The following is a 23,997-nucleotide window of genomic DNA, read 5'->3' as shown; positions in this document are numbered from 1 at the left end:
GGTCTTTTCCTTTCTATTTTATCTAGCAACACAACAGTATGGCATTGCAATACGACCTGGTCGTTATCGGCAGCGGCCCCGGGGGCTACGTAGCCGCCATTCGGGCCTCGCAGCTCGGACTGAAAGTAGGCGTGGTAGAGCGCGAGTCGCTGGGCGGCATCTGCCTCAACTGGGGCTGTATCCCTACCAAAGCCTTGCTGAAAAGCGCCCAGGTATTTGAATACCTCAACCACGCCAGCGACTATGGTTTGAGCGCTACCGGGGTGAGCCAGGATTTTACGGCCGTGGTGAAGCGTAGCCGCGGCGTGGCCGATGGCATGAGCAAGGGCATCAACTTCCTGTTCAAAAAGAATAAAATCGAAACGATTATGGGCACCGGCAAGCTGCTGGCACCCGGTAAGATTGAGGTAACCAAAGCCGATGGCGGCAAGGAAACGGTAGAAGCCAAGAGCATCATTCTGGCCACCGGTGCCCGCTCACGCCAACTGCCCAACCTGCCCATCGACGACAAGAAAATCATTGGTTACCGCAAAGCCATGTCGCTGGAGCAGATGCCCAAGAAGCTGGTAGTGGTAGGCTCGGGCGCCATCGGCGTCGAGTTTGCGTACTTCTACCGCACCATGGGCTCGGAGGTGACCATTGTGGAGTACCTACCTCGCATTGTGCCGGTAGAGGACGAGGAAGTGTCGAAGCAGATGGAGAAATCCTTCAAGAAAATCGGCGTCAACGTCCTCACCGAAGCCGAAGTAACCAAGGTAGACACCAGCGGACAAGGCTGCAAAGTGACGGTGAAAACCGCCAAAGGTGAGCAGCAAATTGACTGCGACGTGGTGCTCTCGGCAGTAGGCATTGCCACCAACATCGAAAACATCGGCTTAGAAGAGTTGGGTATCAAAACCGACCGCGGCCGCGTCATCGTGGACGACTACTACAAGACCAACGTGGACGGTATCTACGCCATTGGCGATATCATTCCCGGTCCGGCGCTGGCGCACGTGGCCTCGGCTGAGGGTATCATCTGCGTGGAGAAGATTGCTGGGCACCACCCCGAGCCACTCAACTACCAGAACATTCCTGGCTGCACCTACGCCCAGCCCGAAATTGCCTCCGTAGGTCTTACCGAAGCCGAAGCCCGCAAGCGTGGCCTCGACATCAAGGTAGGCAAGTTCCCCTTCTCGGCCTCCGGCAAAGCCTCGGCAGGTGGTGTGAAAGACGGGTTTGTGAAGGTGATTTTCGATGCTAAGTACGGCGAGTGGCTGGGCGCGCACATGATTGGCGCCAACGTAACCGAGATGATTGCCGAGGTAGTGGTAGCCCGCAAGCTGGAAACTACGGGCCACGAAATCATTAAGTCGGTGCACCCGCACCCCACCATGAGCGAGGCCATTATGGAGGCTTCGGCTGCTGCTTACGACGAGGTGATTCACCTGTAAGCTGCGCCAACGCGCTTCTGCAAGCAAAAGAAAGCCCCGGTCGCCGTTGTGCGCGCCGGGGCTTTTGATGTTTAGGTACCCTAGCCATCGTACGTGCTGGTTGGGGTAAAAGCTCCTCGTTAGCAGGTGTCCTGCCCAGAACTATAATGCTGTATCTTGGGATAGTTTTCGTTTGCTTGATAAATTTGATATGCCCGCCCCCCCGGTTTCGCTGCCTCTACCTATTGCTGAGCCGGAAGGCCTGTTAGACGTTCTGTTGAACATTTCGCTAACGGGTGTTATCCTGTTCCGCCCCCTGTTGGCGGCCGATGGCGAAACCATACGGGATCTGGCGTACGTGCGCCTCAATTCTGCCGCTCAGCAATTGCTCCAACAGCCAGAGCAGCCAACCGAAACGTTTTTAACGCTATATCCCAACGCGCAGCCCACAGGGGTATTTGCCTTTTACTGCGCGGCTTTTCGCTCGGGTAGGGTAGAGCGGCACCAGATGTTGTACCAGCACGATGGGCTTGATGGCTACTTCCAGTTGGTGGCGCAGCGCCACAGCGAGCTGCTGGTGGTCAGCTTCACAGACACCAACGAACACCCGCGCACGGCCGTGGAAGAGGCACTGCGCGTAAGCCAGGCGCACGAACAGAAAATGTATGAGTCTCTGAAAACAGAGCGCAACTTGTTGCACGCCATCTTAACCCAGTCGCCGGTGGCTATCGGCTTGTTTCAGGGCGACGACTGTACAGTGGCAGCCGCCAACGACCAACTATGCGCTATGTGGGGCTATGCGCCGGCGGAGGTGGTGGGCCGCCCGTTGCTAGAAGGCGTGCCGGAACTACGTGGCCAAGGCTTCGCGGAGCTAATTCGGCAGGTAGCCGACACGCGCACGCCCTTCGTAGGCACAGAGGTAGCAGCTGATGTATTGCAGAACGGGCAGGTTGAAACGCGTTACTTCAACTTCGTTTACCAGCCGCTATATAACGCGGACGGCACAGTACTAGGTATCATCGACATTGTCATTGATGTCACGGAGCAGGTGTTGGCTAGGCAGAGGGTGCAGGAGTTGAATGAGGAACTGGCGTCCATTAACGAAGAGTTGCGGGCCACCAACGAGGAATACCTGAACGCCAATGCCGCGCTGGACCACACGCAACAGGCACTACAGCTGTTGAATGAAGAGCTGGAGGCCCGCGTAACCCGGCGCACGCAGGAAGCGCAGGTCGCACTGCGCGAAGCCGAACACCAGCGCGAGCAGCTGCAAGTGCAGCAAAGTCTGCTGCAACAGATTATGGGTCAGGTGCCCGCCGCCATTGCCACGCTCAACGGACCGGAGCACCGTTATTCCTTCTTCAATGACCAGTACCGGATACTTTCCGCAGGTAGGGCCCAGATAGGACTGCCAGTGGCCCAGGTACTGCCAGAGGTGGTAGACCAAGGCTTTATCGACCTGCTGGATGGTGTATTTGCTATGGGCGAGGCCTTTGCGGGCACCGAAACGGCTGTCTCGCTCCACGATCCTACCACCGGCCAGCCAGAGCAGCGGTATATTGATTTTATTTACCAGCCTCTTTTTGACGCGCAGCATCGTGTGCAGGGTGTGCTGGCCTTTATTCTAGACGTTACGGACCGGGTGCTGGCTCGCCAGCAGGTGGATACGCTACAGGCTGAAATGTTGGCTGCTGCCCAGCAACGGGCGCGAGAGCGGGAAAATCTGTATCAGATTTTTGAGCAAACTCCAGCGGTTATTTGCGTGCTGCGCGGTTCCGAGCATCGATTTGAATACTTCAATTCAGCATACCAAAAGCTTTTCCCAGGTCGGAATATGCACGGTCGTACGATTGCCGAAACGCAACCCGAAGCCGTAGCCCAGGGTTTTGTGGAGTTGCTGGACCAAGTGTACCAAACGGGTGAAACCTTCTTTGGGCATGCCGTGCCCTTGAGCATTGAAGATCTGGAAACCCAGGAAATTCAAACGATTTATTTCAATTTCACCTATCAAGCGTACTACGAGGCCGGCCAGACTGTAGGTATTTCCGTGTTTGCGTACGATGTAACCAGCCAAGTGCTGGCTCGTCAGCAGCGTGATGCGCAACAAGCTGAATTGCAGCGTATTTTTGAACAAGCCCCAATGGCTATTGCTATTCTGCGTGGTGCGGAGCTACGGGTAGAGCTGGCCAATTCTGCGGTAGGCGACATTTGGGGCCGCTCGCCGGCAGAGGTGGTAGGCCAGCCCTATTTTGAGGCCATGCCCGAAACTGCCGGGCAGGGGTTTGAGGACATTCTGGCCGGCGTGCTCCAAACGGGGGAGCCTTTCTTGATTACGGAAGCGCCCGTGCAATTGCCCCGCCAGCAGAATAGAGAGGTACTAACGAGTTACGTCAATTTTGTTTTTCAACCACTCTACAACGCCCAGCGGCAAACCACTGGGATAGTAGCAGTAGGGATAGAAGTAACCGAGCAGGTGCTGGCCCGCCAGCAAGTGCAGGAGCTGAACAACGAGCTGCAAACGACCAACAAAACGCTGGGCCAGACCAACCAGCGGCTCGCCCGCATCAACACCGACCTGGATACGTTCGTGTACACGGCCTCACACGATTTGAAAGCCCCCATTGCCAACCTCGAAGGCCTGCTGATAGCCCTGCGCGAGCAGCTGCCCGTCGAAGCGCTGCAAGCCAACTTGGTGCCGCAGCTCCTGGAAATGATGGATGGCGCCGTTAGTCGCTTCCAGCAAACGCTGGTGCACCTCACCGATGTGTCGCAGCTTCAACCCAATGAAGCTGGTTCCGAGCTGGTAGACCTACCGACGCTGGTAGAAGCCGTGCACCTCGACTTGCAGCCCTTGCTGGCCGCCGCCAACACCACATTCACAGCCGATGTGGATGCTTGCACTACTGTGCATTTCTCGGCCAAAAACCTGCGCAGTATTCTGTACAACCTGCTCAGCAACGCCGTAAAGTACCGCGCCTACGACCGGCCGGCCATGGTGCACCTTCGGTGCCAACGCAAAGACGAGGAGATAGTGTTAACTGTGCGGGACAATGGCTTGGGCCTGGCCCAAGCGCAGCAAGAGCAGCTGTTCCGGATGTTTCGGCGCCTGCACTCCCACGTAGAGGGCTCGGGGGTAGGGCTCTATATGGTGAAGAAAATTGTGGAAAACGCTGGCGGTACGATTACCGTAGAGAGCCAGCCCGGCGTAGGTACTACCTTTACGGTTTACTTACCCGGCTAACGACCGGCTCACTGTGCCCTGTGGGGCGCCCTTTCTACTTTCAATGGAGAAGCTCGCCAGCGTTTTGCTCGTGGACGACGATGCAACCAATAATTTTCTGAATGAGCTGCTTTTCAAGAAGCTGGAAATAACTGACCGTCTGCTAGTGGCCGAAAGCGGTACGGAGGCCCTGCAACTGCTGCAACAGCCCGACGAATCGAACGGTCCCAACCTGATTTTGCTGGACGTGAACATGCCGGGCATGAACGGCATCGAGTTTCTGGAAAATTACGTGCGGCTGCCCGACGTGCAACGTCACGCTACCGTGGTGATCATGCTCACGACTACCATGGACGCCCGCGACCTAGCCCGCCTCAACGATTTGCCCATTGCCGGGCTGGTCAGCAAGCCACTCACGCAGGAAAAGCTGGCTACCATTCTGCAACTGCATTTTCAGCGCACCCTACCCAATTAAATTCGTCTACTTCTGCGCGATGGAACAACTGCCTTCGTACCCCCGTCTGTTTTCGTTTTTTGCGGTGGGCATTGCCCTGGTTTTGCTGGGCGCGTTGCTGAAGACACAGCACGCACAAGCGGCCAGCTGGCTGATACTCGCCGGGCTGTCGGTGCAGGCAGTGGCCGGGATGCTCTTGGTCTATCGGTTTGCCAAGAGCAGGCAGCCGGAGGAGTAGGCTGAATAATGACGCTACTTTTGGTAGTGCCTTTATGAAAAGCCGGGGCTGCTTTTGAGTAGTTAGCACAGCCTAGACCTTTTCAACCGAGTCATTAGTAGAATAGAGCGTTTTCTACTCTGCGGTGGGCGTGAGGGGCACGGGCGTTGCCTTGGGTTTCTTACTCACCAAGAATACGCCTACAAAAATGAGGGAGGCTTGCAGGGCTTTTTCCACCGTGAAGGTGTCTTTGCCTAGGGCCACGGCAATGAGTACCGCCAGCACGGGTTGCAGATAGAGGTACACGCCGGTGAGGGTAGGGGAGGCATACTTCAAGGCCCAGTTGTTGAGCAAGTAGGCCACGATGGTCAGGAAAACGACCATATACAGAATCTCGGCCCAGATAACCACCGGCAGACTGGCAAAGTCGATGGCCAGTGCCTGCCGCCAGCCGAAGGGTAGGGCCGCCAACGCTCCTACCAGAAAGATGCGCGCCAGCACCGTGAAGGGGTTGTACTTGCGCATGAGCGGCATCACAATCACCAGGTACACGCCGAAGGCCGAGGCATTGCACAAGATCAGAATATTGCCCAGCACCGGATTGGTGGCGTGCGCCACGCCGGGCACCTCGCGCCCCAGCACAATCAGCGCCGCGCCAATGCCGGCCACCAGGATGCCCACCACGCGCATCGGCCGGATTTTCTCGCCCAGCAGCACCGCCGAGGCCAGCACCACCACAATCGGCGACACAGTTTGCACCAGTGAGGCGTTGATGGGCGTGGTCAGGTTGAGGCCCCCGAAAAACAGCAACTGATTGGCTCCAATGCCGATAATCCCGCTTAAAATAGCGCGCACGTTATCGGCGCGGCCCGTGATGTGGTCTTTGCTCACTATGCGGCTCAGTACCCCAAAAAACAGCGCCGCGCCCAGCGTCCGCAACACTACCAGCCCAAACGGCCCGGCATACACCGGCATCACGTCTTTCGATAGGCTATAGTTGGCCGCATAAATCAGCGCAACCAGAAACAGAGCGGCGTGCAGCAAAACGGGGTTTTTCATGGCCGGCAAAGGTACGCAGCCTCCGTACCTTTGCAGCATGTCTACTGGTTCCCTCTTCGATTCCGAAACGCCTTCCCGCCCTACCCCCACGAGCCCCGATGCTCCCCTGCCGGAGCGCCGCCGTCCGCGCACGCTGGCCGAGTACGCCGGGCAGCAGCACCTCATCGGGCCAGAGGGCGTGCTGCGGCGCTACCTCAACGCCGGCCGCCTACCCTCCCTCATTTTGTGGGGGCCGCCCGGCGTGGGCAAAACTACCCTGGCTCACTTGCTGGCCCAGGAACTAGGTAGACCGTTTGCGGCCTTGTCGGCCATCAACGCGGGGGTGAAAGACGTGCGCGACGTAATTGAGCGTGCCAAGCGCCAGCCCGGCACCCTGTTGTTTATTGATGAGATTCACCGCTTTAGCAAGGCGCAGCAAGATGCGTTGCTGGGCGCGGTGGAGCACGGCACCGTCACGCTGATTGGCGCCACCACCGAAAATCCATCGTTTGAGGTGATTCCGGCCTTGCTGAGCCGGGCGCAAGTCTACACGCTGGAGGCTTTGGACAAAGACGTGCTCATTGGTTTAGTTGATACCGCTTTGGCTGAAGATGAGGCACTGAAACGCAAAAAGGTGCGGGTAGACGAATACAATGCCCTGCTCACCATCTCGGGCGGCGATGCGCGCAAGCTGCTCAACCTGCTCGAAATTGTGGTACAGGCGGCCTCGCCCGCGCCCGTCACCGGCGAAATCGTCATTACTGATGCCGTGGTGCAGCAGCTGGCCCAGCAGCACCTCGCGCGCTACGACAAAGGCGGTGAGATGCACTACGATGTGATTTCGGCCTTCATTAAGAGCATCCGTGGCTCCGACCCCAACGCGGCGCTCTACTACCTGGCCGTGATGCTGGAAGGCGGCGAAGACGTGAAGTTCATTGCCCGCCGCCTGCTCATCCTGGCTTCCGAAGACGTAGGAAACGCCAACCCCAATGCCCTGCTGTTGGCCCAAAGCTGCTTCCAGGCTGTCACGGTCATCGGCCTACCCGAATCAGATATCATCCTGAGCCAGACAGTGGTATACCTTGCTACCTCGCCCAAAAGCAACGCCTCGTACAAGGCCATCCGCGAAGCACGGGCACTGGTGCGCCAGCAGGGCGTGCAACCAATTCCTATTCCGCTACGCAACGCGCCTACCAAGCTCATGAAGCAGCTCGGCTACGGCCAGGAATACCAATACGCCCACGACTACCCTGGCAACTTCGTGTACCAGGAGTTCCTACCCGAGCAACTCAGCGGCACCACTTTCTACCACCCCGGCGACAACCCCGCCGAGCACAAAATTCGCGAGCGGCTCCGCCAGCAATGGGGCGAGAAGTATGGGTATTAGGTAAATAGTGAGGGTTGAAAAAGCGTTTGTCATCCTGAGTGGAGCGAAGGACCTTCTCACGCCAGAACGAAAGACGTACCAACGACTCGTCCACGCGTGAGAAGGTCCTTCGCTCCACTCAGGATGACAAACGCTTTTTTCAACCCTCACTACTTACAACGCAACATCTCCTCACGCAGACAACCGCCCTGCCCGCTCCAGCAACCTATCCACCGGATGGTCGAAGCGGAGGGTGAAGTGTTGCTTGGGCTGATTGGGCCGGAAAAAGACGAGGCCCACATAAAATAAATCGATGGTGAGCGATACGGCGGGGTGCTGCTGCACGGCTGCCCAGGCGCGCTCCATCTCCGCCGACCAATGAATATCATCGAGCACAAACAGGCTGTGGTCGGTGCGGTGGGCCAGGCACTGCTCGAAGTAGCGCAGGGTAGGCTCGTAGCGGTGGTTGCCGTCGAAAAAGGCGAAGTCGAGGGGGGCTTGCAGGTGTTGGAGGGTAGGGGTGAGGGTCGCATCGAGGTTGCCCGATACCAGCTCCACGTTGTGCAGGTGCAAGGCCGCGAAGGTTTCGCGGGCCACGCGGGAGGTTTCGGGGCAGCCCTCAAACGTGATAATGCGGGCACGCGAATCGGCCGCGGCCAAGTAGGCGGTAGTCAGCCCCAGCGACGTGCCCAGTTCCAGCACTGTGCGCGGCTGCTGCCAGTTCGCCAACCGAAATAGCAACTGCGCCAGCGCGGGCGGCTTGGCAGCCGTGCGGGCCACATCGCGCAGGCGGCGCTGCCGGCCCGCACCCGTATGCGAGCCAGCCCCAAAATCCGTGACCGTGATACGGTCTTCGCTGTCGCGCAAGAACTGCCGTCGTTCTTCTATCGGGGCAAATGCCTGGTAGGCACCCGTATGTTGAATGACATCATTATACAACCCAAAAACAAACGGGGAATGCAGCCCATGTGCATTCCCCGAGCGGGCCAAAAACCGTAAGTAACTAAGTGCTTGGTGAAGCAAAAGAAATTGTGAGTTGTGAGTTGTGAGTTGTGAGTTGTGAGTGCATACTGGCAACCTGTAACTCATAGCTCGCAACTGAGCTTTAATTCAGCCGGAACGGCACGATGAGGGTGAATTCGGGAATTTCGACAGTGAACTCGCGGCCATCGGCGAGGCGCTCCATCTGGTAGGTGCCGCGCATCTTGCCCAGACCCGTTTTCAGGTTGCAGCCCGATACGTACTGGTGAGCCTCACCAGGCTCCAGCACAGGTTGCTGGCCTACCACGCCGTCGCCTTCCACTTCGCGCACTACACCGTTGGCGTCGTAGATGTGCCAGTGGCGGCGCAACAGCTTCACCGTGTACTCGCTGTTGTTCCGAATATCGATTTTATAGGCAAACACATAGTGCTCTTGGCCGGGGCTTGAGTAATCGGGTAGGTAGTTGGTCGTAACACTCACCGTTACTCCCTGCGTAGTGGTAGTATTCATGGCTGCTGTGCTGTGTAGAATAGGACTAACGCTAGTCTGCGGAATTTGGTTTATCTACGCAGTTGGCATCATCTAGAGCTTACCCACTTCGCAAAATAAACTATTTCCGCATGAATGTAAAGATAGATGAGAGTTGGCGCAAGGTGTTGCACGAAGAATTCGAGAAACCCTACTTCCAGCACCTGACCACCTTTTTGCGTGGCGAGTACGCCACCACGGCCGTTTACCCGCCCGGCCCGCAGATTTTTCATGCGTTTCAGGCCTGCCCGTTCGATCAGCTGAAGGTCGTGATTCTGGGCCAAGACCCCTACCACGGCAAAGGTCAGGCGCACGGCCTGTCGTTTTCGGTGGCGCACGGGGTACGCACGCCCCCTTCGCTGCAAAATATTTTTAAGGAGCTGTATGACGATATTCCCGGTACCGCTCCCGCCCCCGATGGCAACCTCGACCGCTGGGCCGAGCAAGGCGTGCTGCTCTTAAATGCTACCCTAACCGTGCGAGCCAGCACGCCCGGCTCGCACCAAAAAAAGGGCTGGGAGCAGTTCACGGATGCCGTTATCCAAAAAATATCGGAGCAAAAGGAACACGTTGTATTCATCCTCTGGGGCGCCTACGCTCAGAAAAAAGGCGAAATCATCGACGCGAAGAAGCACTTGGTGCTAAAGGCCGCGCATCCTTCGCCCTACGCCGCCGACCGCGGCTTTTTCGGCTCGCGCCCGTTCAGCAAAACTAACGCCTACCTAGAACAGCACGGCGAGCAGCCGATTAGCTGGTAGCTTATCTGAACCACGGATTCGCTCGGATATTAAGGATTAAACGGATTTCGTAATTGATTCAAACCAAAAGAGCTTGCCAAACGGCAAGCTCTTTTGGTTTTACGGCCTTATGAAAATCATCCACGAAATCCTCAACATCCGAGCGAATCCGTGGTTCAGACATTAATCCTTAATCAGGTTGAAAAGACGGCTCCAGCGGATTTTATGGAAGAAATCAGCATAAGGATCTACCGACATCCAGATGAGCACGGCCTTGCCCACAATGTGGTCTTCGGGCACGAAACCCCAGAAGCGTGAGTCTTCGGAGTTGTGGCGGTTATCGCCCATCATGAAGTAGTAGTTCTGCTTGATAGTGTAGCTGGTGAGCGGTTTACCGTTTTGGTAAATCATGCCGTTCTGCCACGTGATGCCCTCGTTGTGCTCGTAGCGGGCCACTATTTTGTAGTAGATACCGGCGTTTTCGGGCGTCAGGGTAACGGTCTGGCCTGCCTTTGGGACGGGTAGGGGACCGTAGTTGTCCACGTTCCAGGGGCGCTCGGTGGCGCTGGTCATGGTCAGGGAGGGATAGTCGACGCGGTTGGGGAACAAGGTGGGGTTGGCCACGCCGGGCGCGGCCTTGGTTGGCACCAGGTTCTTCACGTAGGGCTGCTGGCGGAAGTAGCTGACGGCCGCGTTGGTCATGTGCAGGTTCTGGTACACATAATCGCCGGTTTGCGTCTGGGCGCTGGGGTAAGGTAGGCCGTTGCCACCAGCCATGCCGCTGCCATCAATCTGATAATCAAGTACGCTCTGCTCCTGGAAAAACTTGTCGCGTACGGGTGCGGTGGTCACCAAGTCGTAGGTGCTTTGCGACTCCACGGGCGTCTGGATGGGCTTTCCGTTAATGTACACCTGCGTATCCTTGATTTCTAGTACGTCGCCGGGCGTGCCGATGCAGCGCTTGATGTAGTTGGTGCGCAAATCGGCCGGAAACTGGCTTTCAAACGGCACATTAAACACCACCACGTCGTTGCGCTTCACCTCCGAAAAGCCGGGTAGGCGATACGATGGCAGCTGAATGGCATCGGAATAGCTCGGCAGATTTGTGCCCCAGATAGTCTGGTGCGTGAGTGGCACCTGCAAGGGCGTTTGCGGCGTGCGCGGGCCGTAGTGCAGCTTACTCACAAACAGATAGTCGCCTACCAGCAAGGAGTGCTCCATAGAAGGGGTAGGGATGGTATAGGCCTCAAACGTGGCCCAGCGAATAAGTGTGGCGGCCACCACGGCAAACAAAATCGCGTCGCCCCACTCCCGCCATACGCTCTTGGCTTTTTTGTGTTGGGGCGGTTTCGGTTTGGCTTGTTGCGCCTTAAGGCGGTCTTCCCAGGATTGTACGGCCATGATACGAAAGGCGGAGATGCAGAATAACGCCGGAGTAACGTCCGGCTCACTACCCAAAGAACGGGTAAATTTTGATTACTAGGCTAGTACCATCGTTTCGACCAGCAGGAGAAATCTTGCGTGCCACGCTAATCCAATGGTCAGGGATTAGCGGAGCACGCGAGATTTCTCCCGCTGGTCGAAATGACGACCTTTTCCGAATAGACTGGCTCTTACAAACCCAACAAATCTTTCATTCCAAACACCCCCTGGCGGCCGGGCAGCCACTCTGCGGCCAGTAGGGCGCCCTGCACAAACCCGTCGCGGGTGTGGGCTTCGTGTTTCAACTCAATGGTATCGGCGGTGGAATGATACGTGACGATGTGCGTGCCCACTACCGCGCCCGTGCGCTCCGACAGTACCGCTAGCTCATTCGCCGCATCGGTGGCTTCGTTACGCCAGGTGGTTTTGGCCGGAAAGTGACGTAGGATACCCTCGGCGGCCGTAAGGGCCGTACCGCTGGGCTGGTCTACCTTCTGGGTGTGATGAATCTCGCGTACCTGCACATCGTAGCCGCCAAACTGGTGCATTTTGGCAGCGATGTACTCATTGAAGTGGAAGAACAAGTTCACCCCCACGCTGTAGTTGGATGCATAGAACAGCGGCGTGCCGGTTTCCTGACTCAGCGCCTGCGCCTCCTGGAAATGATGTAGCCAGCCCGTAGAGCCGCACACCACCGGAATGCCCTGCTGCAAGCACGCCCGCACGTTGCCAAAAGCCGCGTCGGGGTGGGTGAATTCGATAGCAACATCGGCGGTTTCGGGGGTGAAATCAGTGATTTGCACGCCTGGATGGGTAGGGTCTACAATGCCGGCAATCTGGTGGCCGCGGGCCGTGGCTTGGGCCGCAATGGCCTGGCCCATTTTGCCGTAGCCAATAAGAAGCAACTTCATTTTCGAGGAAAAGAGCGGGTAGAGGTAAGCGAAAAAGTAAGCGATACGCCCGGCGCCGCAGCTACCATTGGTGTGCGCAGCATAGCGGGTTCCACATTCAGACTGAGGTCGTCGCTGATATCAAAGTCTTTGAGGTGGGCGTCTACTAGAGCATCAAGCACGGTGAGGCCGTAGGCAACAGCTGAGTAGGCAATAAATTGGTCGCGGTAGCGACGAAAGCGGATAATGCTTCGCTCTGTACCGTAGAAGGTCGCACCATTTACTAGTTTAGGATAAGGAGAAGCATTTAACTGGGCTACTGTAATCTTCGTGCTACCAGTCGCACCTATTTTATCTAAATATTTTCTTTGCTCCACATAACGGTGAAATTGGGTTTGGGAATAGACTTCCATAGCTACTACCCCCCCAATCAATCCTACTGCCAGCGGAATCTTCCAGTATTTCCGATTATAAGCCTGTCCACCACCCGGAATAATCGCCCATACTGCTGCTTTGGTCGGGCGCGTCACGCGACGGCCAAATAGCATTTCTGTTTTGCGGAGTGAGTCGGCAACGGTTTCCTGCCGGGGTTCTGCTACCTGCGACGAGTCCGGCCCGGCCGTAACGGCTATTTGCGCTTGGGCTTGATGAGCAGTGACGAGGAACGTCAGCAATAATAAGGATAGCGACCAGTAACGAAACAAGGTAGACATAGAGAGGGTAGAAAAAAATGCCGCCACACGTTGGGGCGCTGTATAGCGCCTCAACGATATCCGGCTGGCCGGTAGTATGTTGGCCTATTAACTCTACTCTATGCCGGTTGTAGAATATGCAGGATGCGCTGCATGTCCTCCACCGAATCAAAGGCAATCTTGATTTCGCCCCGGCCTTGTGGGCCTGGCTTCACCTGCACGCGGCTGCCGAAACGGTCGGAGAGGTGGCGCTCGGTGCGGCGCAGCTCGGCTACGGGTACCTGTGGCTCGGTAGGCTCCGAGGTAGCAGCATCGGCTTTGGCGGGCGGCGTGAGGCCGTTGCGCACCAACTGCTCCACCTTGCGTACTGATAGCTCCTCATCCACGATGCGGTGAAACAACGCCAACTGCTGCTCTACGCTGTCGATATTGACCAGCGCACGTGCGTGGCCCATCGAAATCACGTTGTCGCGCAGGCCGATCTGAATATCGGGCGGCAGTTTGAGCAAGCGCAGGTAGTTGGTGACTGTCGAGCGGTTTTTGCCTACCCGGTCGCCTAGCTCTTCTTGCTTCAGGTTGCACTCGCTCACCAAGCGCTGGTAGCTGAGGGCAATTTCGATGGCGTTGAGGTTCTCGCGCTGGATGTTCTCAATGAGCGCCATTTCCAGCATCTGCTGGTCGTCGGCCTTGCGGATGTAGGCCGGAATAGTCTCCAGACCCGCCAGCCGCGAAGCTTGCAAACGCCGCTCCCCCGAAATCAGCTGGTAGGAGTTGGTGCCCATCTGGCGCACCGTTACGGGCTGGATGATGCCCTGAATCTTGATCGATTCGGCCAGTTCCTGCAACGCAGTCTGGTCGAAGTGCGTGCGGGGCTGGTAGGGGTTGGCCTCAATGTGACCCACCGGAATCAACCCCACGGAATTGACGGGGTGGGGCACCAGGCCCGTGGAGCCTACCCGGTCGCTTTTCTTTTCGTAGCTACCCTCAATCAGCGCGTTCAGGCCACGGCCCAGGCCGCCTACTTTGCGCTTGGGGAGCGACGGAATATTTTTCTCTTCGTTTTTCTCTGACATACCTGCGAGCGGCTGTTATTCATCAGCGGATAAAGCCGGATTCAAAAATACACAAACCGCCGGGAAGGTTAGGGAAATTTCGTTGGGTAGGGAAGCCGGGGACTGCTTCCGACTAAAAAGCTTTGTCATCCTGAGCAGAGCGAAGTACCTTCTCACCTAAAAACGAGTCGTTGGTACGAGCATCGTTCTTAGGCGAGAAGGTACTTCGCTCTGCTCAGGATGACAAAGCTTTTGATTAATAGTTATGCGGCCTCGTCGCTGGCTTCTTCTTGCTCTGCTTCAGCTTCTGGGGTAGCGGCTACCACGTTCTTCTCCACAATCTCGCGGGCCAAGTTCAGGTAGCTAATGCTGCCTTTGCTCTCAGCATCATGCAGAATCACGGGAATACCAAAGCTTGGCGACTCCGATAGCTTCACGTTGCGCGGAATAATGGTATCGAATACCAACTGCTGGAAGTGCAGCTTCACTTCCTCTACTACCTGGTTGGAGAGGCGCAGGCGCACGTCGTACATCGTAAGCAGAATGCCCTCGATTTCCAGCGTCTCGTTTAGGCGGCCCTGAATGATTTTCACCGTGTTCAGCAGCTTGCCCAAGCCTTCCAGCGCAAAATACTCGCACTGCACCGGAATGATAACCGAGTGTGCCGCCGTAAGGGCATTCACCGTAATCAGGCCTAGCGAAGGCGAGCAGTCGATGATGATGAAGTCGTACTGATCGGCCAAAGGGCGGAGCGCATCTTTCATCTTCTCCTCCCGGTTGGGGAGGTTAATCATCTCTACCTCAGCGCCTACCAGGTCAATATGGGAAGGCATCAGGTCGAGGTGAGGAAGGATGTTGGTTTGCAGGATGGTGTCCTCGGCACTCACGCCGTCCACCATGCACTCATACACGCTATTTTCGATATCCTTGGGGTCGAACCCTACCCCCGACGTGGCATTGGCCTGCGGGTCGGCATCGACCAGCAGCGTCCGATATTCCAGCGCCGCCAGGCTGGCTGCCAGGTTAATGGCCGAGGTGGTTTTGCCTACGCCGCCCTTCTGGTTGGCTACCGCAATGATTTTGCCCATGTGTTTTAAAGCTGTTGGCTGTTAGCTGTTAGCTGTTAGCTTTTCTTAATAAAGTATACTCGCGCTGTAGAGAAGAATGTGGCTAGCAGCCAGCAGCTTCTGTTACAGATCAATCGTTTCGCCTATTTGCAACAGCGTCAGCTCTTTGCCGGCTTGCTGCGCTTTGTTTTTGGCGGCTTCCTGGTCGATTTTGATAGCCGGGAACGTGTCGTAGTGCATGCCGATGAGCTTGGTGGCGCCTACCCAGTTGGCCGCTACCAGCGCATCATCAATGCCCATGGTGTAGTTGTCGCCAATCGGCAGGATAGCGAAGTCCAGCTTGTATTGCTCACCAATGATTTTCATGTCGTAGGTGAGGGCTGTGTCGCCGGCGAAGTAGAACGTTTTGCCTTCCGCTTCCACGATAAACCCAGCCGCCAAGCCACCGTAGGTGCCGTCGGGGAGAGAGCTGGAATGCGTGGCGGCTACCATTTTTACGGTGCCGAAGGGTAGGGTTACCTTGCCGCCAATGTTCATGGGGTAAGCGGCTTTCAGGCCTTTCTGCCCAAACCAGCCAGCTATTTCGGCAATGGCCACCAGCTCGGCGCCGGTGCGGTTGCCAATTTCTTCTACATCAGCCACATGGTCGCCGTGGCCGTGCGTGAGCAGAATGTAGTTCGCCTCAATCTTCTCTACCTCCACGTCTTTAGCTAAAGGGTTGGGGCGAATGAACGGATCAAAAAGCACTTTCTGCCCACCGGTTTCAAGAAGGAAGCACGCGTGGCCGAAGTAGGTCAGTTTCATATAGAGTAATGCAGGTGTGTCAGTTGCGGGTTATCAAGTTGCCGTTGTGTAGGATGGTTATCCCGAGCTTGCGAACGACCTCATGCCAATTGAACGACAAGCGTTAACAACGACTCGTTCCGGCGTGAAAAGGTCCTTCGCTGTGCTCAGGATGACAGTCTTATTTGATTGACAACTGACAACTAATAACCGCGAACAGCTTAGTTTAGCACAAAGATACACTGTTTCGCCTTTCTCATGAGTTCGTTTTTGCGTCGTTTGGCCGGTTTTTCCTTTGTCTGCACGGGGCTGCTGAGCGGCTGCGGCGGCCCGGCGCAGCCCACCGACGACCGGCGCGTGTTTCGCTACAACCAGCCTGAGGCCCTGACCTCGCTGGACCCGGCCTTTGCCAACAAGCAGGCGAATATCTGGGCAGTGACCCAGCTCTACAACGGCCTGCTAGAGTTGGACGACAGCCTAAAGCCCGGCCCGGCCATTGCGCGCCGATACCAAATCTCGCCCGATGGTAAGACGTACACCTTCACCCTACGCTCCGGCGTGCGCTTCCACGACTCGGAGGTGTTTGCCAGCGGTAAGGGTAGGGCCGTCACGGCGCAGGACTTTGTATACAGCTTCCGGCGCCTGTTCGACCCCGCCACGGCCAGTCCCGGCGGCTGGATTTTTCGGGGGAAGGTGCTGGAAAACAGTCAGGGCGAAATTAGCGACACGGCCTTTGTGGCCGCCAACGACTCTACCCTGCGCATTTATTTAAAGGAGCCGTTTATCCCGTTTCTGGGCATTCTGACGATGCCCTACGCCTACGTGGTGCCGCGCGAAGCGGTGCAACGCTACGGCAAGGACTTCCGGGAGCATCCGGTGGGTACGGGGCCGTTTCGGTTCAAGGTGTGGGACGAGAGCAACGCCATCATCTACCACCGCAACCCTACCTACTGGCGCCGCGATGCCCAGGGCCACGCGCTTCCCTACCTTGACGCGGTGCAGATCAGCTTCATCACGGACCGTAAGACGGAGTTTCTGACGTTTCAGCAGGGTAAGCTGGATTTTCTGTCGGGTATTCGGGAAGGCTCGCGCGACCTGATTATGCACCCCGATGGCACCGTGCGCGAGGAATTTCGCAATAAATTCAGGGTAGAGAAAGTGCCCTACCTCAACACGGAGTACCTGGGCTTTCAGCTCGACCCCAAAAACCTACCTACCGACGACGACACGCCCGCTCTGCGCGACCGGCGCGTGCGTCAGGCCCTGAGCTACGCCCTCAACAAGCCCGAAATGGTGGCGTATTTTCTGAATAATGTGGGCGTGCCGGGCGTATCGGGCTTCGTGCCGTCGTCGCTGCCCTCGTACAGCGCTACCCTGGTACCGGGCTACGATTACCAGCCGCAAAAGGCGCGGGCGCTGCTGCGGGAAGCTGGTTTCGGACCGGCACGGCCGCTGCGGCTGCGGCTAAGCACGGTGCAGGAACGCAAGGAAATCTGCGAGTACATGCAGAAAAAATGGGCTGAGGTAGGCGCGCAGGTTCAGATTGATGTGAACCAGGCCGCTGCCCACCAGGAGCTGGTCGACAATGGTCGTGCCGCCTTCTTCACCAAAAGCTGGCTGGGCGACTACCCTGACGCCGAGAACTACCTGGCCTTATTCTACAGTCCCAACTTCTCGCCCGCTGGTCCCAACAAAACGCACTATAAAAACACGACCTACGACCGTCTCTATCAGCAGGCTAACGGCGAGCAGAACACCGCTAAGCGCTACGACCTCTATCGCCAGATGGACCGCCTGATGATGGCTGACGCGCCCGTGGTGCCCCTCTACTACGACGAGGTAGTGCGCCTGACGCAGAATAATGTACGTGGCCTGCGGCCCAATCCCATGAACCAGCTCACGCTGGAGCGCGTTCGGAAGGAGTAAATATGTCATTCCGAGCGCAGCGAGGAATCTGAGTTTAAAGCTTCCATACTCAGATTCCTCACTGCGTTCGAAATGACACGTCGTATTGCTTACCTTATCCGTATCCCTACCCCGTATGAAATCCCTCCACACCCAGCAACATCCGCTCGCCGACCTCCGCTACCAGCTGAACGTGCTCACCCACGCGGAGGCTGCCGGTAGTCACTTGCCGCCGTTTGCTGCTAAGCTGCGCGAAACCGGATTGCTGCCTCTGCGTCCCACGGGCCTCACGGTGATGCAGATTAACGTGGGTAAAATGTGCAACCAGACCTGCCACCATTGCCACGTAGACGCCGGCCCCGACCGCACGGAAATCATGACCCGCGCTACCATGCAGCAGTGCCTCGATGCGCTGGCGCAGACCGATATTCCGGTGGTAGACCTTACGGGCGGTGCGCCGGAGATGAACCCGGATTTCCGGTGGTTTGTGGAGCAGATTTCGGCGCTGGGCCGCAGCGTGATTGTGCGCTGCAACCTCACCATCATTGTGGCCAACAAGAAATACCACGATCTGCCCGAGTTCTTTGCCCGACACCGGGTGCGCGTGGTGTCGTCGCTGCCCTGCTACACGGCCGCCAACACCGACAAGCAGCGTGGCGACGGGGTATTTGAGCGTTCCATTCGGGCCTTGCAAATGCTGAATGCCGTGGGCTACGGCGTGGCCGATACAGGACTGGTGCTGGATTTGGTGTTCAATCCTGGCGGCGCTTCTCTACCCGGTCCGCAGGCGGCGCTAGAAGTGGACTATAAGCGCCAGCTGATGCAGGACTACGGCATTGTGTTCAACAACTTGCTCACCATCACCAATCTACCCATCAACCGCTTCCTGGAATTCTTGCTAGAAAGCGGCAGGTACGAGCTGTATATGGAGAAGCTGGTGACAGCCTACAACCCGGCTGCCGCCGCCAACGTGATGTGCCGCAGCACGCTATCCGTGGGCTGGGACGGCCAGCTTTACGACTGCGACTTCAACCAACAGCTCGATTTGCTGGTAGAAGCATCGGCCCCGCGCCATATTCAGGATTTCGACCAAATGGCGTTGGAAGGCCGCACCGTGGTTATAAATCAGCACTGCTACGGCTGCACGGCTGGTGCGGGTTCCAGCTGCGGCGGCGCTACGGTCTAGTTATTTACTGAAAGCAATGGAGACTACTATTCAAAGCCAGGTGCGCGACTACTACGGCACGCAGCTGACAACCAGCCAGGACCTGAAAACCAACGCCTGCTGCACCACCGATATTCCGGCGGCGCACCGCCGAATTCTGGCCACGCTGGAACCCGAAGTATTAGATAAATATTACGGCTGCGGTGTGTGCGTGCCGCCAGCCGTGGCCGATTGCACCGTGTTGGACCTAGGTAGCGGCAGCGGCCGCGACGCTTTCCTACTCTCGAAGCTGGTGGGCGAAAACGGCCACGTGATTGGCGTGGATATGACCGACGAGCAGCTGGCCGTGGCGCGTCGGCACGTGGCCACGCACACCGAGCGGTTTGGCTACACCCAGCCCAATGTGGAGTTTCGTAAGGGCTACATTGAAGACCTGCGCACTGCCGACATAGCTGACAACAGCGTGGATGTGGTGGTGAGTAATTGCGTGCTGAACCTGAGTACCGACAAAGCCGCTACCTACCGCGAAATATTTCGGGTATTGAAGCCTGGGGGCGAGTTGTTTATCTCGGATGTTTTTGCTGATCGGCGCATACCCGAAGCCCTGCGCCAGGATCCTGTACTGTATGGCGAGTGCCTGAGCGGCGCGCTGTATGAGCAGGATTTTCGGCGCCTGCTGTACGAGTTGGGCATAAGTGACTACCGCCTCACCGAGCGTCGCCGCCTGACGATAGAAAATGCGGAAATCGAGCAGAAAGTGGGCAATATCAAGTTCTACTCGCTCACGGTGCGGGCCTTCAAGCTTGACCTGGAAGACCAGTGCGAGGACTACGGCCAAGTGGCTACCTACCTGGGCTCCCTACCCGATGCACCCCACGGCTTCACCCTCGACGACCACCATTACTTTGAAACCGGCCGGCCCGTGCTGGTGTGTGGCAACACCGCCGATATGCTCAGCCAAACGCGCTACGCCCCGTATTTCAACGTGACTGGTGACAAAACCCAACACTTTGGCTTATTCCCCTGCGGTCCGTCTCCGTCCGCTAATTCCGATGCAGTGGACTCTTCCTGCGGCTGTTAGTTTCTGATGCCGTCGTCTAGCAGTTCAGGAAATAGTGCTGCCCCATCCGTCAGCATCATCATTCCTACCTTCAACGAAGCCGATTCCATTGCGGAACTGGTGCGTTGCCTGCGCGCCGCTACAGTGGGCGATGAAGTGGAAATTTTGGTGGCCGATGGGCAAAGCCCAGACGCTACGGCGGCCCTGGCGCAAGCGGCCGGAGCGCGGGTAGTAGTGTGTCCGCGCAAGGGGCGTGCTGCCCAAATGAACCATGGCGCCCACATGGCTACCGGCGAGATACTGTACTTTCTGCACGCCGATACCTATCCGCCTGCGGGCTTCCTCGCCGACATCCGGCAGGCACTAGCGCAGGGATACCGCAGCGGCTGCTACCGCCTGGCGTTCGACCACCCACACTGGTTTCTGCGTGCCAATGCGTGGTTCACGCGCTTTCCGTGGACGGTCGTGCGCTTCGGCGACCAAAGCCTGTTTGTGTCGAGAGCGCTATTCGCGCAGATTGGTGGCTTTCGGGAAGATTTATTGGTGATGGAAGATCAGGAAATCATCGTGCGGCTGAAAGCCCAAGGCCCGTTCCGGGTGGTGCCGCGCACCGTCACTACCTCCGCCCGCAAGTACCTCGATAACGGCGTGTATCGTCTGCAAGGGTTGTTTACCAGCATTGCAATGCTCTATTGGGTAGGCGTCTCGCAAGAGAACCTGGTGCGGTTTTATCGATTTTTTATCCGCAAGGGCAAATTGTAGAGACACAAGAAGAACCTGCTATATGACCGCACCGGATACCTCAATACACCTATTGATTTTTGCCCGCGAGCCGGTGCTGGGTCGCGTCAAGACTCGGCTGGCGGCTGGTATCGGGGCGGAAGCAGCATTGAGCGTGTATCGGGAACTACTGGCCCACACAGCGCAGGCCGTAATAGAGGCTCAGCTACCCGCCACGGTGTGGCTGGCTGAGGCGCCTACCAGCCTACTCGCTCCCAACGAAGCATTACCCGAGTGGCCCGGCCTGCCCTGGCAGATGCAGCCCGCCGCCGACTTGTTGGGCGCACGCATGGCACACGCCTTCGCCGAAGCTTTTGCCACTGGTGCTACCCGCATCGCCATCATTGGCACCGATTGCCCCGGCCTGACAGCCGCGCACCTCACCCAGGCATTTCAACTCTTAACCGACCACGATGTGGTACTTGGCCCCGCCGATGACGGTGGCTACTACCTGCTGGGCCTGCGCCAACCGCAGCCGGTGCTGTTTGAAAACAAAACCTGGAGCACGCCTACCGTCCTCGCCGATACCCTCGCCGACGCGCAACGCCTGGGCTTGCGCACGGCGCTGCTCCCTACCCTCCACGACGTAGACTCTGCCGCCGACCTCGCCCGCTGGCGGGCAGGGTAGGGGCTACAGGCTGAAAGGACGGCTCTTGTCTACTTATCCAGACCGGCCGTTATCTTCTCCATTTGCTCTGTAACATAGGTAAGCAGGTCTTTCAACTCGGCGGGCGTGTTGTCGGTAAGCTCAGCCTGCACGGTTTTTTGCGTGCCATCGGCTAGGGTAAGGGTGAGGTAGGTAGAGGGTAAGTCGCTGACGCCAGACAAATAGTGGCTTTGTAGCTGGCTGAAATGCAAGGCGTTGGCCTGCTGTATAGTCTGATTGATAACCGCAGTGGGTAGGCGCAGCTCGTGCTTGCCCTTGAGGGTCACAAAATCAAGGCCCTCGTAGGCTACGCGGCCGTCGGCGTACACGGTGGCGGTGTAGGCGGGGCAAGTGCCAAAGCAGCGCGTCTTGCGAAACACCATAACGGGAGTGTCTTGCGCGGCTGGTTTTATTACGGGCTGGTCTCTTTGCGGGGCCTGTTGCTGATTCATGGCTGGGTCCTTTGCGGGGTCATACTGCACAGGCATGTTTCCCTGGATAGGGGCAGGCATTTGCGAGGTGGTAGGCTGCTGAGCACTGGTGGAACAGGCCGCCATACTACCACATACAATAAGTATAGGCAACAGGGAAAGACGCATAGGAAGTAGGAGAATGTGCAGAAATAGTAGGCCAAAAACCAGGCCCAAGTATAGTGCCCTAACGTGTCACGCATAAAAAAGACCCACGCCGGGTAGGCGCAGGTCTTTTCAAACAGACAGAAAATCAGCCTTGTTTTTTACCTCCTTGGCGCTTGGCGGCGGCCTCGCGCTCCTGGGTGGCCTTCATAGCCTCGGCCAAACGAGCCTGGAAGCCGCTTGGCTTCTTGTCCTTGTTTTTCACTTGATTAGCCTCCAGCTTCGCCCGAATCTTCGTGTCATCCACGAAGCTACGCGTGATGGCCTGCTGGGCAAAAGTAACCATGTTCGACACGAAGTAGTACCACGTAAGGCCCGCCGCAAAGCTGTTCAGCACGAACATGAACACCAGCGGCATCAGGTAGCTGTAGAACTTCATAGGGCCCTGCATGGCCGTGTTCATCTGTTGGCTCTGCCAGGTCATGAGTAGGGTAGAGGCCGTCATGAGCAGCGTGAACAGGCTCACGTGGTCGCCGTACCACTTCACATAGAAAGGCAGCTTGATGAATACATCGTAGCTACTCAAGTCCTTGGCCCACAGGAAGCTCTGTTGCCGTAGCTCAATGGCGTTGGGAAAGAACTGGAACATGGCAAACAGAATCGGGATGGTGAGCAGGGTAGGCACGCAGCCACTCAACGGGCTCACCCCGAAGGTCTGGTACAGCTTCATCGTCTCCTGCTGCTGCTTCACCTGGTCGTCGGGGTACTTCTCCTTAATCTCGTCGATTTCGGGTTTTAGCACCTTCATGCGCGCCTGCGACTCGTAGGTTTTGTACGTCAGCGGCCACGTTACTAGCTTGATAATCACTACCAGAATGGCGATGATAATACCGTAGGAACCAATGAATTGCTCCAAAAAGTGGAAAATCGGAATAATCACAAAACGGTTCACCCAGCGGAAAAAGCCCCAGCCCAGGTACACGTTGCGGTCAAACTCGGGCGCTACCTGCTTGAGTAAGCTAAAGGAGTTCGGGCCGAAGAAATACCGCATACCTACCTTGCCACTCTGCGCATCAGCCACCGGAATAGTGAGCGAAGAAGTAAGGGTTTTGATGAATGTGGAATCGTTCAGATCTACTGTCGAGTTGAATTTGCCGGTCGAGAAGTTGTTGTCGGCAATCAGGCCGGCCACGAAAAAGTCGTGCTTGTGCGCGGCCCACTTCAGCGGCTCGTTGAAAGTTTGCTCCTCGGGATTTTCGCTGGTTTCAGCCAGGGCGCCGTGGTCGTCCTTCAAGTAGTAGTTGATGGTGCTGTGGTTGCGGTTCTGCTTGGCGTCCTGCTCAGTCTGGCGCACGTTATCCACGAAGGTGAGCGTGAGCGGCTCCTGCGCCACCACACGGTCTAGGCCCTGCATGCGCAGGTTGTAGCCTACCTCGTAGCTGCCGGGCAGCAGCGTATACACCTGCTCGATGCTGCCGCCGGCTACCTGGGCCGTGAAAGTCAGCCGCTGGCCGTTTTTGCCATCAGCTGCAAACGGCTGCGGGCCGCTCGACTCAAAATACAGATCGGAGAAGCGCACCGTGCGGCCATCCAGCGTACGGAAACGGGTGTCCAGTTTGGCGCTCTGCGCATCCAGCAAGAACAGCGGCTTGCCAAAAAATGTCTTGTAGTTGTTCAAGCGCACCGCTTCAATCAGGCCGCCTTTGCTGGTGAAGGTCAGGGTGAGGTTGTCGTTTTGCAGCTGCACCTGTTGGGCCGTGCCCTGTGCTGCGCCGGCAAAAGCGCCCAGCTGGCGCACCATCATCGCCGAATCGGGAGCGGCGGCAGTAGCGACCGTGTCGCGCACGACAGCCGTAGTTGCGGCTGGTTTGGTTGCGTGCTTGGCTTCTTCCTCTACCTTGGGCGCAAAGAAGAAGAGATACACCAGAAGCATGGCTGCCATCAAAAACAGGCCCGTTGCTGAATTTCTATCCATGAAAAATGGGTACTGAAAAAATAAAAAGTAG

Annotated in this window: 22 protein-coding genes; 11 read left to right on the top strand and 11 right to left on the bottom strand. The window is 57.1% G+C overall.

The window, feature by feature from the left end; translation table 11 throughout:
• The first annotated feature begins 38 nt into the window (after positions 1-38).
• The 4 genes from lpdA (at position 39) to J4D97_RS14885 (ending at position 5,324) form a co-directional block, all read left to right on the top strand.
• Positions 39-1,433, top strand: a complete 1,395-nt coding sequence (gene lpdA / locus J4D97_RS14900; protein WP_185280871.1) for a dihydrolipoyl dehydrogenase — start codon at positions 39-41, stop codon at positions 1,431-1,433.
• Between the two features lie 190 nt (positions 1,434-1,623).
• The gene (locus J4D97_RS14895) at positions 1,624-4,653 is read left to right on the top strand and encodes a PAS domain-containing protein (protein ID WP_208308229.1); all 3,030 of its coding nucleotides are present in this window, start codon (positions 1,624-1,626) and stop codon (positions 4,651-4,653) included.
• A 43-nt stretch (positions 4,654-4,696) separates the two neighbouring features.
• Complete coding sequence (locus J4D97_RS14890) at positions 4,697-5,107, top strand: response regulator (protein WP_185280869.1); 411 nt, start codon at positions 4,697-4,699, stop codon at positions 5,105-5,107.
• A 19-nt stretch (positions 5,108-5,126) separates the two neighbouring features.
• Positions 5,127-5,324, top strand: a complete 198-nt coding sequence (locus J4D97_RS14885) for a GldL-related protein (protein ID WP_185280868.1) — start codon at positions 5,127-5,129, stop codon at positions 5,322-5,324.
• A 114-nt stretch (positions 5,325-5,438) separates the two neighbouring features.
• Here the strand turns inward: J4D97_RS14885 and J4D97_RS14880 are convergent, their stop codons facing one another.
• Entirely contained in the window at positions 5,439-6,362 is a 924-nt protein-coding gene (locus J4D97_RS14880; RefSeq protein ID WP_208308228.1) for a DMT family transporter, read from the bottom strand.
• A 37-nt stretch (positions 6,363-6,399) separates the two neighbouring features.
• On the opposite strand from J4D97_RS14880, the gene J4D97_RS14875 reads away from it, so the two are divergent.
• Positions 6,400-7,728, top strand: coding sequence for a replication-associated recombination protein A (locus J4D97_RS14875; protein WP_208308227.1), 1,329 nt, complete (start codon positions 6,400-6,402; stop codon positions 7,726-7,728).
• A gap of 171 nt (positions 7,729-7,899) precedes the next feature.
• Here the strand turns inward: J4D97_RS14875 and J4D97_RS14870 are convergent, their stop codons facing one another.
• A complete protein-coding gene (locus J4D97_RS14870) occupies positions 7,900-8,730 on the bottom strand; it encodes an O-methyltransferase (RefSeq protein ID WP_243900331.1) in 831 nt (276 codons plus the stop codon).
• Positions 8,731-8,812: 82 nt separating this feature from the next.
• Positions 8,813-9,199: a Co2+/Mg2+ efflux protein ApaG gene (gene apaG, locus J4D97_RS14865; protein WP_185280864.1), complete on the bottom strand. Its 387-nt coding sequence runs from the start codon at positions 9,197-9,199 to the stop codon at positions 8,813-8,815.
• 110 nt (positions 9,200-9,309) lie between these two features.
• On the opposite strand from apaG, the gene J4D97_RS14860 reads away from it, so the two are divergent.
• Positions 9,310-9,975: a uracil-DNA glycosylase gene (locus J4D97_RS14860; protein WP_208308225.1), complete on the top strand. Its 666-nt coding sequence runs from the start codon at positions 9,310-9,312 to the stop codon at positions 9,973-9,975.
• A 162-nt stretch (positions 9,976-10,137) separates the two neighbouring features.
• Here J4D97_RS14860 and lepB read toward each other — a convergent pair whose 3' ends face one another.
• The 6 genes from lepB to J4D97_RS14830 all read right to left on the bottom strand — a co-directional run bounded on the left by lepB (position 10,138) and on the right by J4D97_RS14830 (position 15,881).
• Positions 10,138-11,355, bottom strand: a complete 1,218-nt coding sequence (lepB, locus tag J4D97_RS14855; protein ID WP_208308224.1) for a signal peptidase I — start codon at positions 11,353-11,355, stop codon at positions 10,138-10,140.
• A gap of 212 nt (positions 11,356-11,567) precedes the next feature.
• Entirely contained in the window at positions 11,568-12,287 is a 720-nt protein-coding gene (gene dapB, locus J4D97_RS14850; RefSeq protein WP_208308223.1) for a 4-hydroxy-tetrahydrodipicolinate reductase, read from the bottom strand.
• Positions 12,284-12,979: a DUF5683 domain-containing protein gene (locus tag J4D97_RS14845; protein WP_208308222.1), complete on the bottom strand. Its 696-nt coding sequence runs from the start codon at positions 12,977-12,979 to the stop codon at positions 12,284-12,286. The genes dapB and J4D97_RS14845 overlap by 4 nt, the downstream gene beginning before the upstream one ends.
• A gap of 98 nt (positions 12,980-13,077) precedes the next feature.
• Entirely contained in the window at positions 13,078-14,031 is a 954-nt protein-coding gene (locus J4D97_RS14840; protein ID WP_185280859.1) for a ParB/RepB/Spo0J family partition protein, read from the bottom strand.
• 242 nt (positions 14,032-14,273) lie between these two features.
• Positions 14,274-15,098, bottom strand: a complete 825-nt coding sequence (locus J4D97_RS14835; RefSeq protein WP_185280858.1) for a ParA family protein — start codon at positions 15,096-15,098, stop codon at positions 14,274-14,276.
• 102 nt (positions 15,099-15,200) lie between these two features.
• Entirely contained in the window at positions 15,201-15,881 is a 681-nt protein-coding gene (locus J4D97_RS14830; protein ID WP_185280857.1) for a metal-dependent hydrolase, read from the bottom strand.
• 237 nt (positions 15,882-16,118) lie between these two features.
• On the opposite strand from J4D97_RS14830, the gene J4D97_RS14825 reads away from it, so the two are divergent.
• From J4D97_RS14825 to J4D97_RS14805, 5 genes are all read left to right on the top strand, one after another.
• Positions 16,119-17,786: an ABC transporter substrate-binding protein gene (locus J4D97_RS14825; protein ID WP_208308221.1), complete on the top strand. Its 1,668-nt coding sequence runs from the start codon at positions 16,119-16,121 to the stop codon at positions 17,784-17,786.
• 115 nt (positions 17,787-17,901) lie between these two features.
• Entirely contained in the window at positions 17,902-18,951 is a 1,050-nt protein-coding gene (gene arsS, locus J4D97_RS14820) for an arsenosugar biosynthesis radical SAM (seleno)protein ArsS (protein WP_208308220.1), read from the top strand.
• Positions 18,952-18,967: 16 nt separating this feature from the next.
• Positions 18,968-20,011 (top strand): methyltransferase domain-containing protein, encoded by a 1,044-nt coding sequence (locus J4D97_RS14815; protein WP_208308219.1) that lies wholly within the window; start codon positions 18,968-18,970, stop codon positions 20,009-20,011.
• 6 nt (positions 20,012-20,017) lie between these two features.
• A complete protein-coding gene (locus tag J4D97_RS14810) occupies positions 20,018-20,752 on the top strand; it encodes a TIGR04283 family arsenosugar biosynthesis glycosyltransferase (RefSeq protein WP_208308218.1) in 735 nt (244 codons plus the stop codon).
• Positions 20,753-20,774: 22 nt separating this feature from the next.
• Complete coding sequence (locus J4D97_RS14805) at positions 20,775-21,398, top strand: TIGR04282 family arsenosugar biosynthesis glycosyltransferase (RefSeq protein ID WP_208308217.1); 624 nt, start codon at positions 20,775-20,777, stop codon at positions 21,396-21,398.
• A 29-nt stretch (positions 21,399-21,427) separates the two neighbouring features.
• On the opposite strand, the gene J4D97_RS14800 is transcribed toward J4D97_RS14805, so the two are convergent.
• The gene (locus J4D97_RS14800; RefSeq protein ID WP_208308216.1) at positions 21,428-22,015 is read right to left on the bottom strand and encodes a DUF6438 domain-containing protein; all 588 of its coding nucleotides are present in this window, start codon (positions 22,013-22,015) and stop codon (positions 21,428-21,430) included.
• Between the two features lie 124 nt (positions 22,016-22,139).
• Positions 22,140-23,966: a membrane protein insertase YidC gene (gene yidC / locus J4D97_RS14795; RefSeq protein WP_208308215.1), complete on the bottom strand. Its 1,827-nt coding sequence runs from the start codon at positions 23,964-23,966 to the stop codon at positions 22,140-22,142.
• Positions 23,967-23,997: the final 31 nt, after the last annotated feature.

Origin of the sequence: Hymenobacter defluvii, assembly GCF_017589435.1 — a bacterium.
Taxonomy (GTDB): Bacteria; Bacteroidota; Bacteroidia; order Cytophagales; family Hymenobacteraceae; genus Hymenobacter; species Hymenobacter profundi.
This window is presented reverse-complemented; position numbering and strand designations above follow the sequence as displayed.

Excerpts from the sequence above, each read along its gene's own strand:
- lpdA (WP_185280871.1), top strand. The coding sequence starts at position 39 with ATGGCATTGCAATACGACCTGGTCGTTATCGGCAGCGGCCCCGGGGGC.
- J4D97_RS14895 (WP_208308229.1), top strand. The coding sequence starts at position 1,624 with ATGCCCGCCCCCCCGGTTTCGCTGCCTCTACCTATTGCTGAGCCGGAA.
- J4D97_RS14890 (WP_185280869.1), top strand. The coding sequence starts at position 4,697 with ATGGAGAAGCTCGCCAGCGTTTTGCTCGTGGACGACGATGCAACCAAT.
- J4D97_RS14885 (WP_185280868.1), top strand. The coding sequence starts at position 5,127 with ATGGAACAACTGCCTTCGTACCCCCGTCTGTTTTCGTTTTTTGCGGTG.
- J4D97_RS14880 (WP_208308228.1), bottom strand. The coding sequence starts at position 6,362 with ATGAAAAACCCCGTTTTGCTGCACGCCGCTCTGTTTCTGGTTGCGCTG.
- J4D97_RS14875 (WP_208308227.1), top strand. The coding sequence starts at position 6,400 with ATGTCTACTGGTTCCCTCTTCGATTCCGAAACGCCTTCCCGCCCTACC.
- apaG (WP_185280864.1), bottom strand. The coding sequence starts at position 9,199 with ATGAATACTACCACTACGCAGGGAGTAACGGTGAGTGTTACGACCAAC.
- J4D97_RS14860 (WP_208308225.1), top strand. The coding sequence starts at position 9,310 with ATGAATGTAAAGATAGATGAGAGTTGGCGCAAGGTGTTGCACGAAGAA.
- lepB (WP_208308224.1), bottom strand. The coding sequence starts at position 11,355 with ATGGCCGTACAATCCTGGGAAGACCGCCTTAAGGCGCAACAAGCCAAA.
- dapB (WP_208308223.1), bottom strand. The coding sequence starts at position 12,287 with ATGAAGTTGCTTCTTATTGGCTACGGCAAAATGGGCCAGGCCATTGCG.
- J4D97_RS14845 (WP_208308222.1), bottom strand. The coding sequence starts at position 12,979 with ATGTCTACCTTGTTTCGTTACTGGTCGCTATCCTTATTATTGCTGACG.
- J4D97_RS14840 (WP_185280859.1), bottom strand. The coding sequence starts at position 14,031 with ATGTCAGAGAAAAACGAAGAGAAAAATATTCCGTCGCTCCCCAAGCGC.
- J4D97_RS14835 (WP_185280858.1), bottom strand. The coding sequence starts at position 15,098 with ATGGGCAAAATCATTGCGGTAGCCAACCAGAAGGGCGGCGTAGGCAAA.
- J4D97_RS14830 (WP_185280857.1), bottom strand. The coding sequence starts at position 15,881 with ATGAAACTGACCTACTTCGGCCACGCGTGCTTCCTTCTTGAAACCGGT.
- J4D97_RS14825 (WP_208308221.1), top strand. The coding sequence starts at position 16,119 with ATGAGTTCGTTTTTGCGTCGTTTGGCCGGTTTTTCCTTTGTCTGCACG.
- arsS (WP_208308220.1), top strand. The coding sequence starts at position 17,902 with ATGAAATCCCTCCACACCCAGCAACATCCGCTCGCCGACCTCCGCTAC.
- J4D97_RS14815 (WP_208308219.1), top strand. The coding sequence starts at position 18,968 with ATGGAGACTACTATTCAAAGCCAGGTGCGCGACTACTACGGCACGCAG.
- J4D97_RS14810 (WP_208308218.1), top strand. The coding sequence starts at position 20,018 with ATGCCGTCGTCTAGCAGTTCAGGAAATAGTGCTGCCCCATCCGTCAGC.
- J4D97_RS14805 (WP_208308217.1), top strand. The coding sequence starts at position 20,775 with ATGACCGCACCGGATACCTCAATACACCTATTGATTTTTGCCCGCGAG.
- J4D97_RS14800 (WP_208308216.1), bottom strand. The coding sequence starts at position 22,015 with ATGCGTCTTTCCCTGTTGCCTATACTTATTGTATGTGGTAGTATGGCG.
- yidC (WP_208308215.1), bottom strand. The coding sequence starts at position 23,966 with ATGGATAGAAATTCAGCAACGGGCCTGTTTTTGATGGCAGCCATGCTT.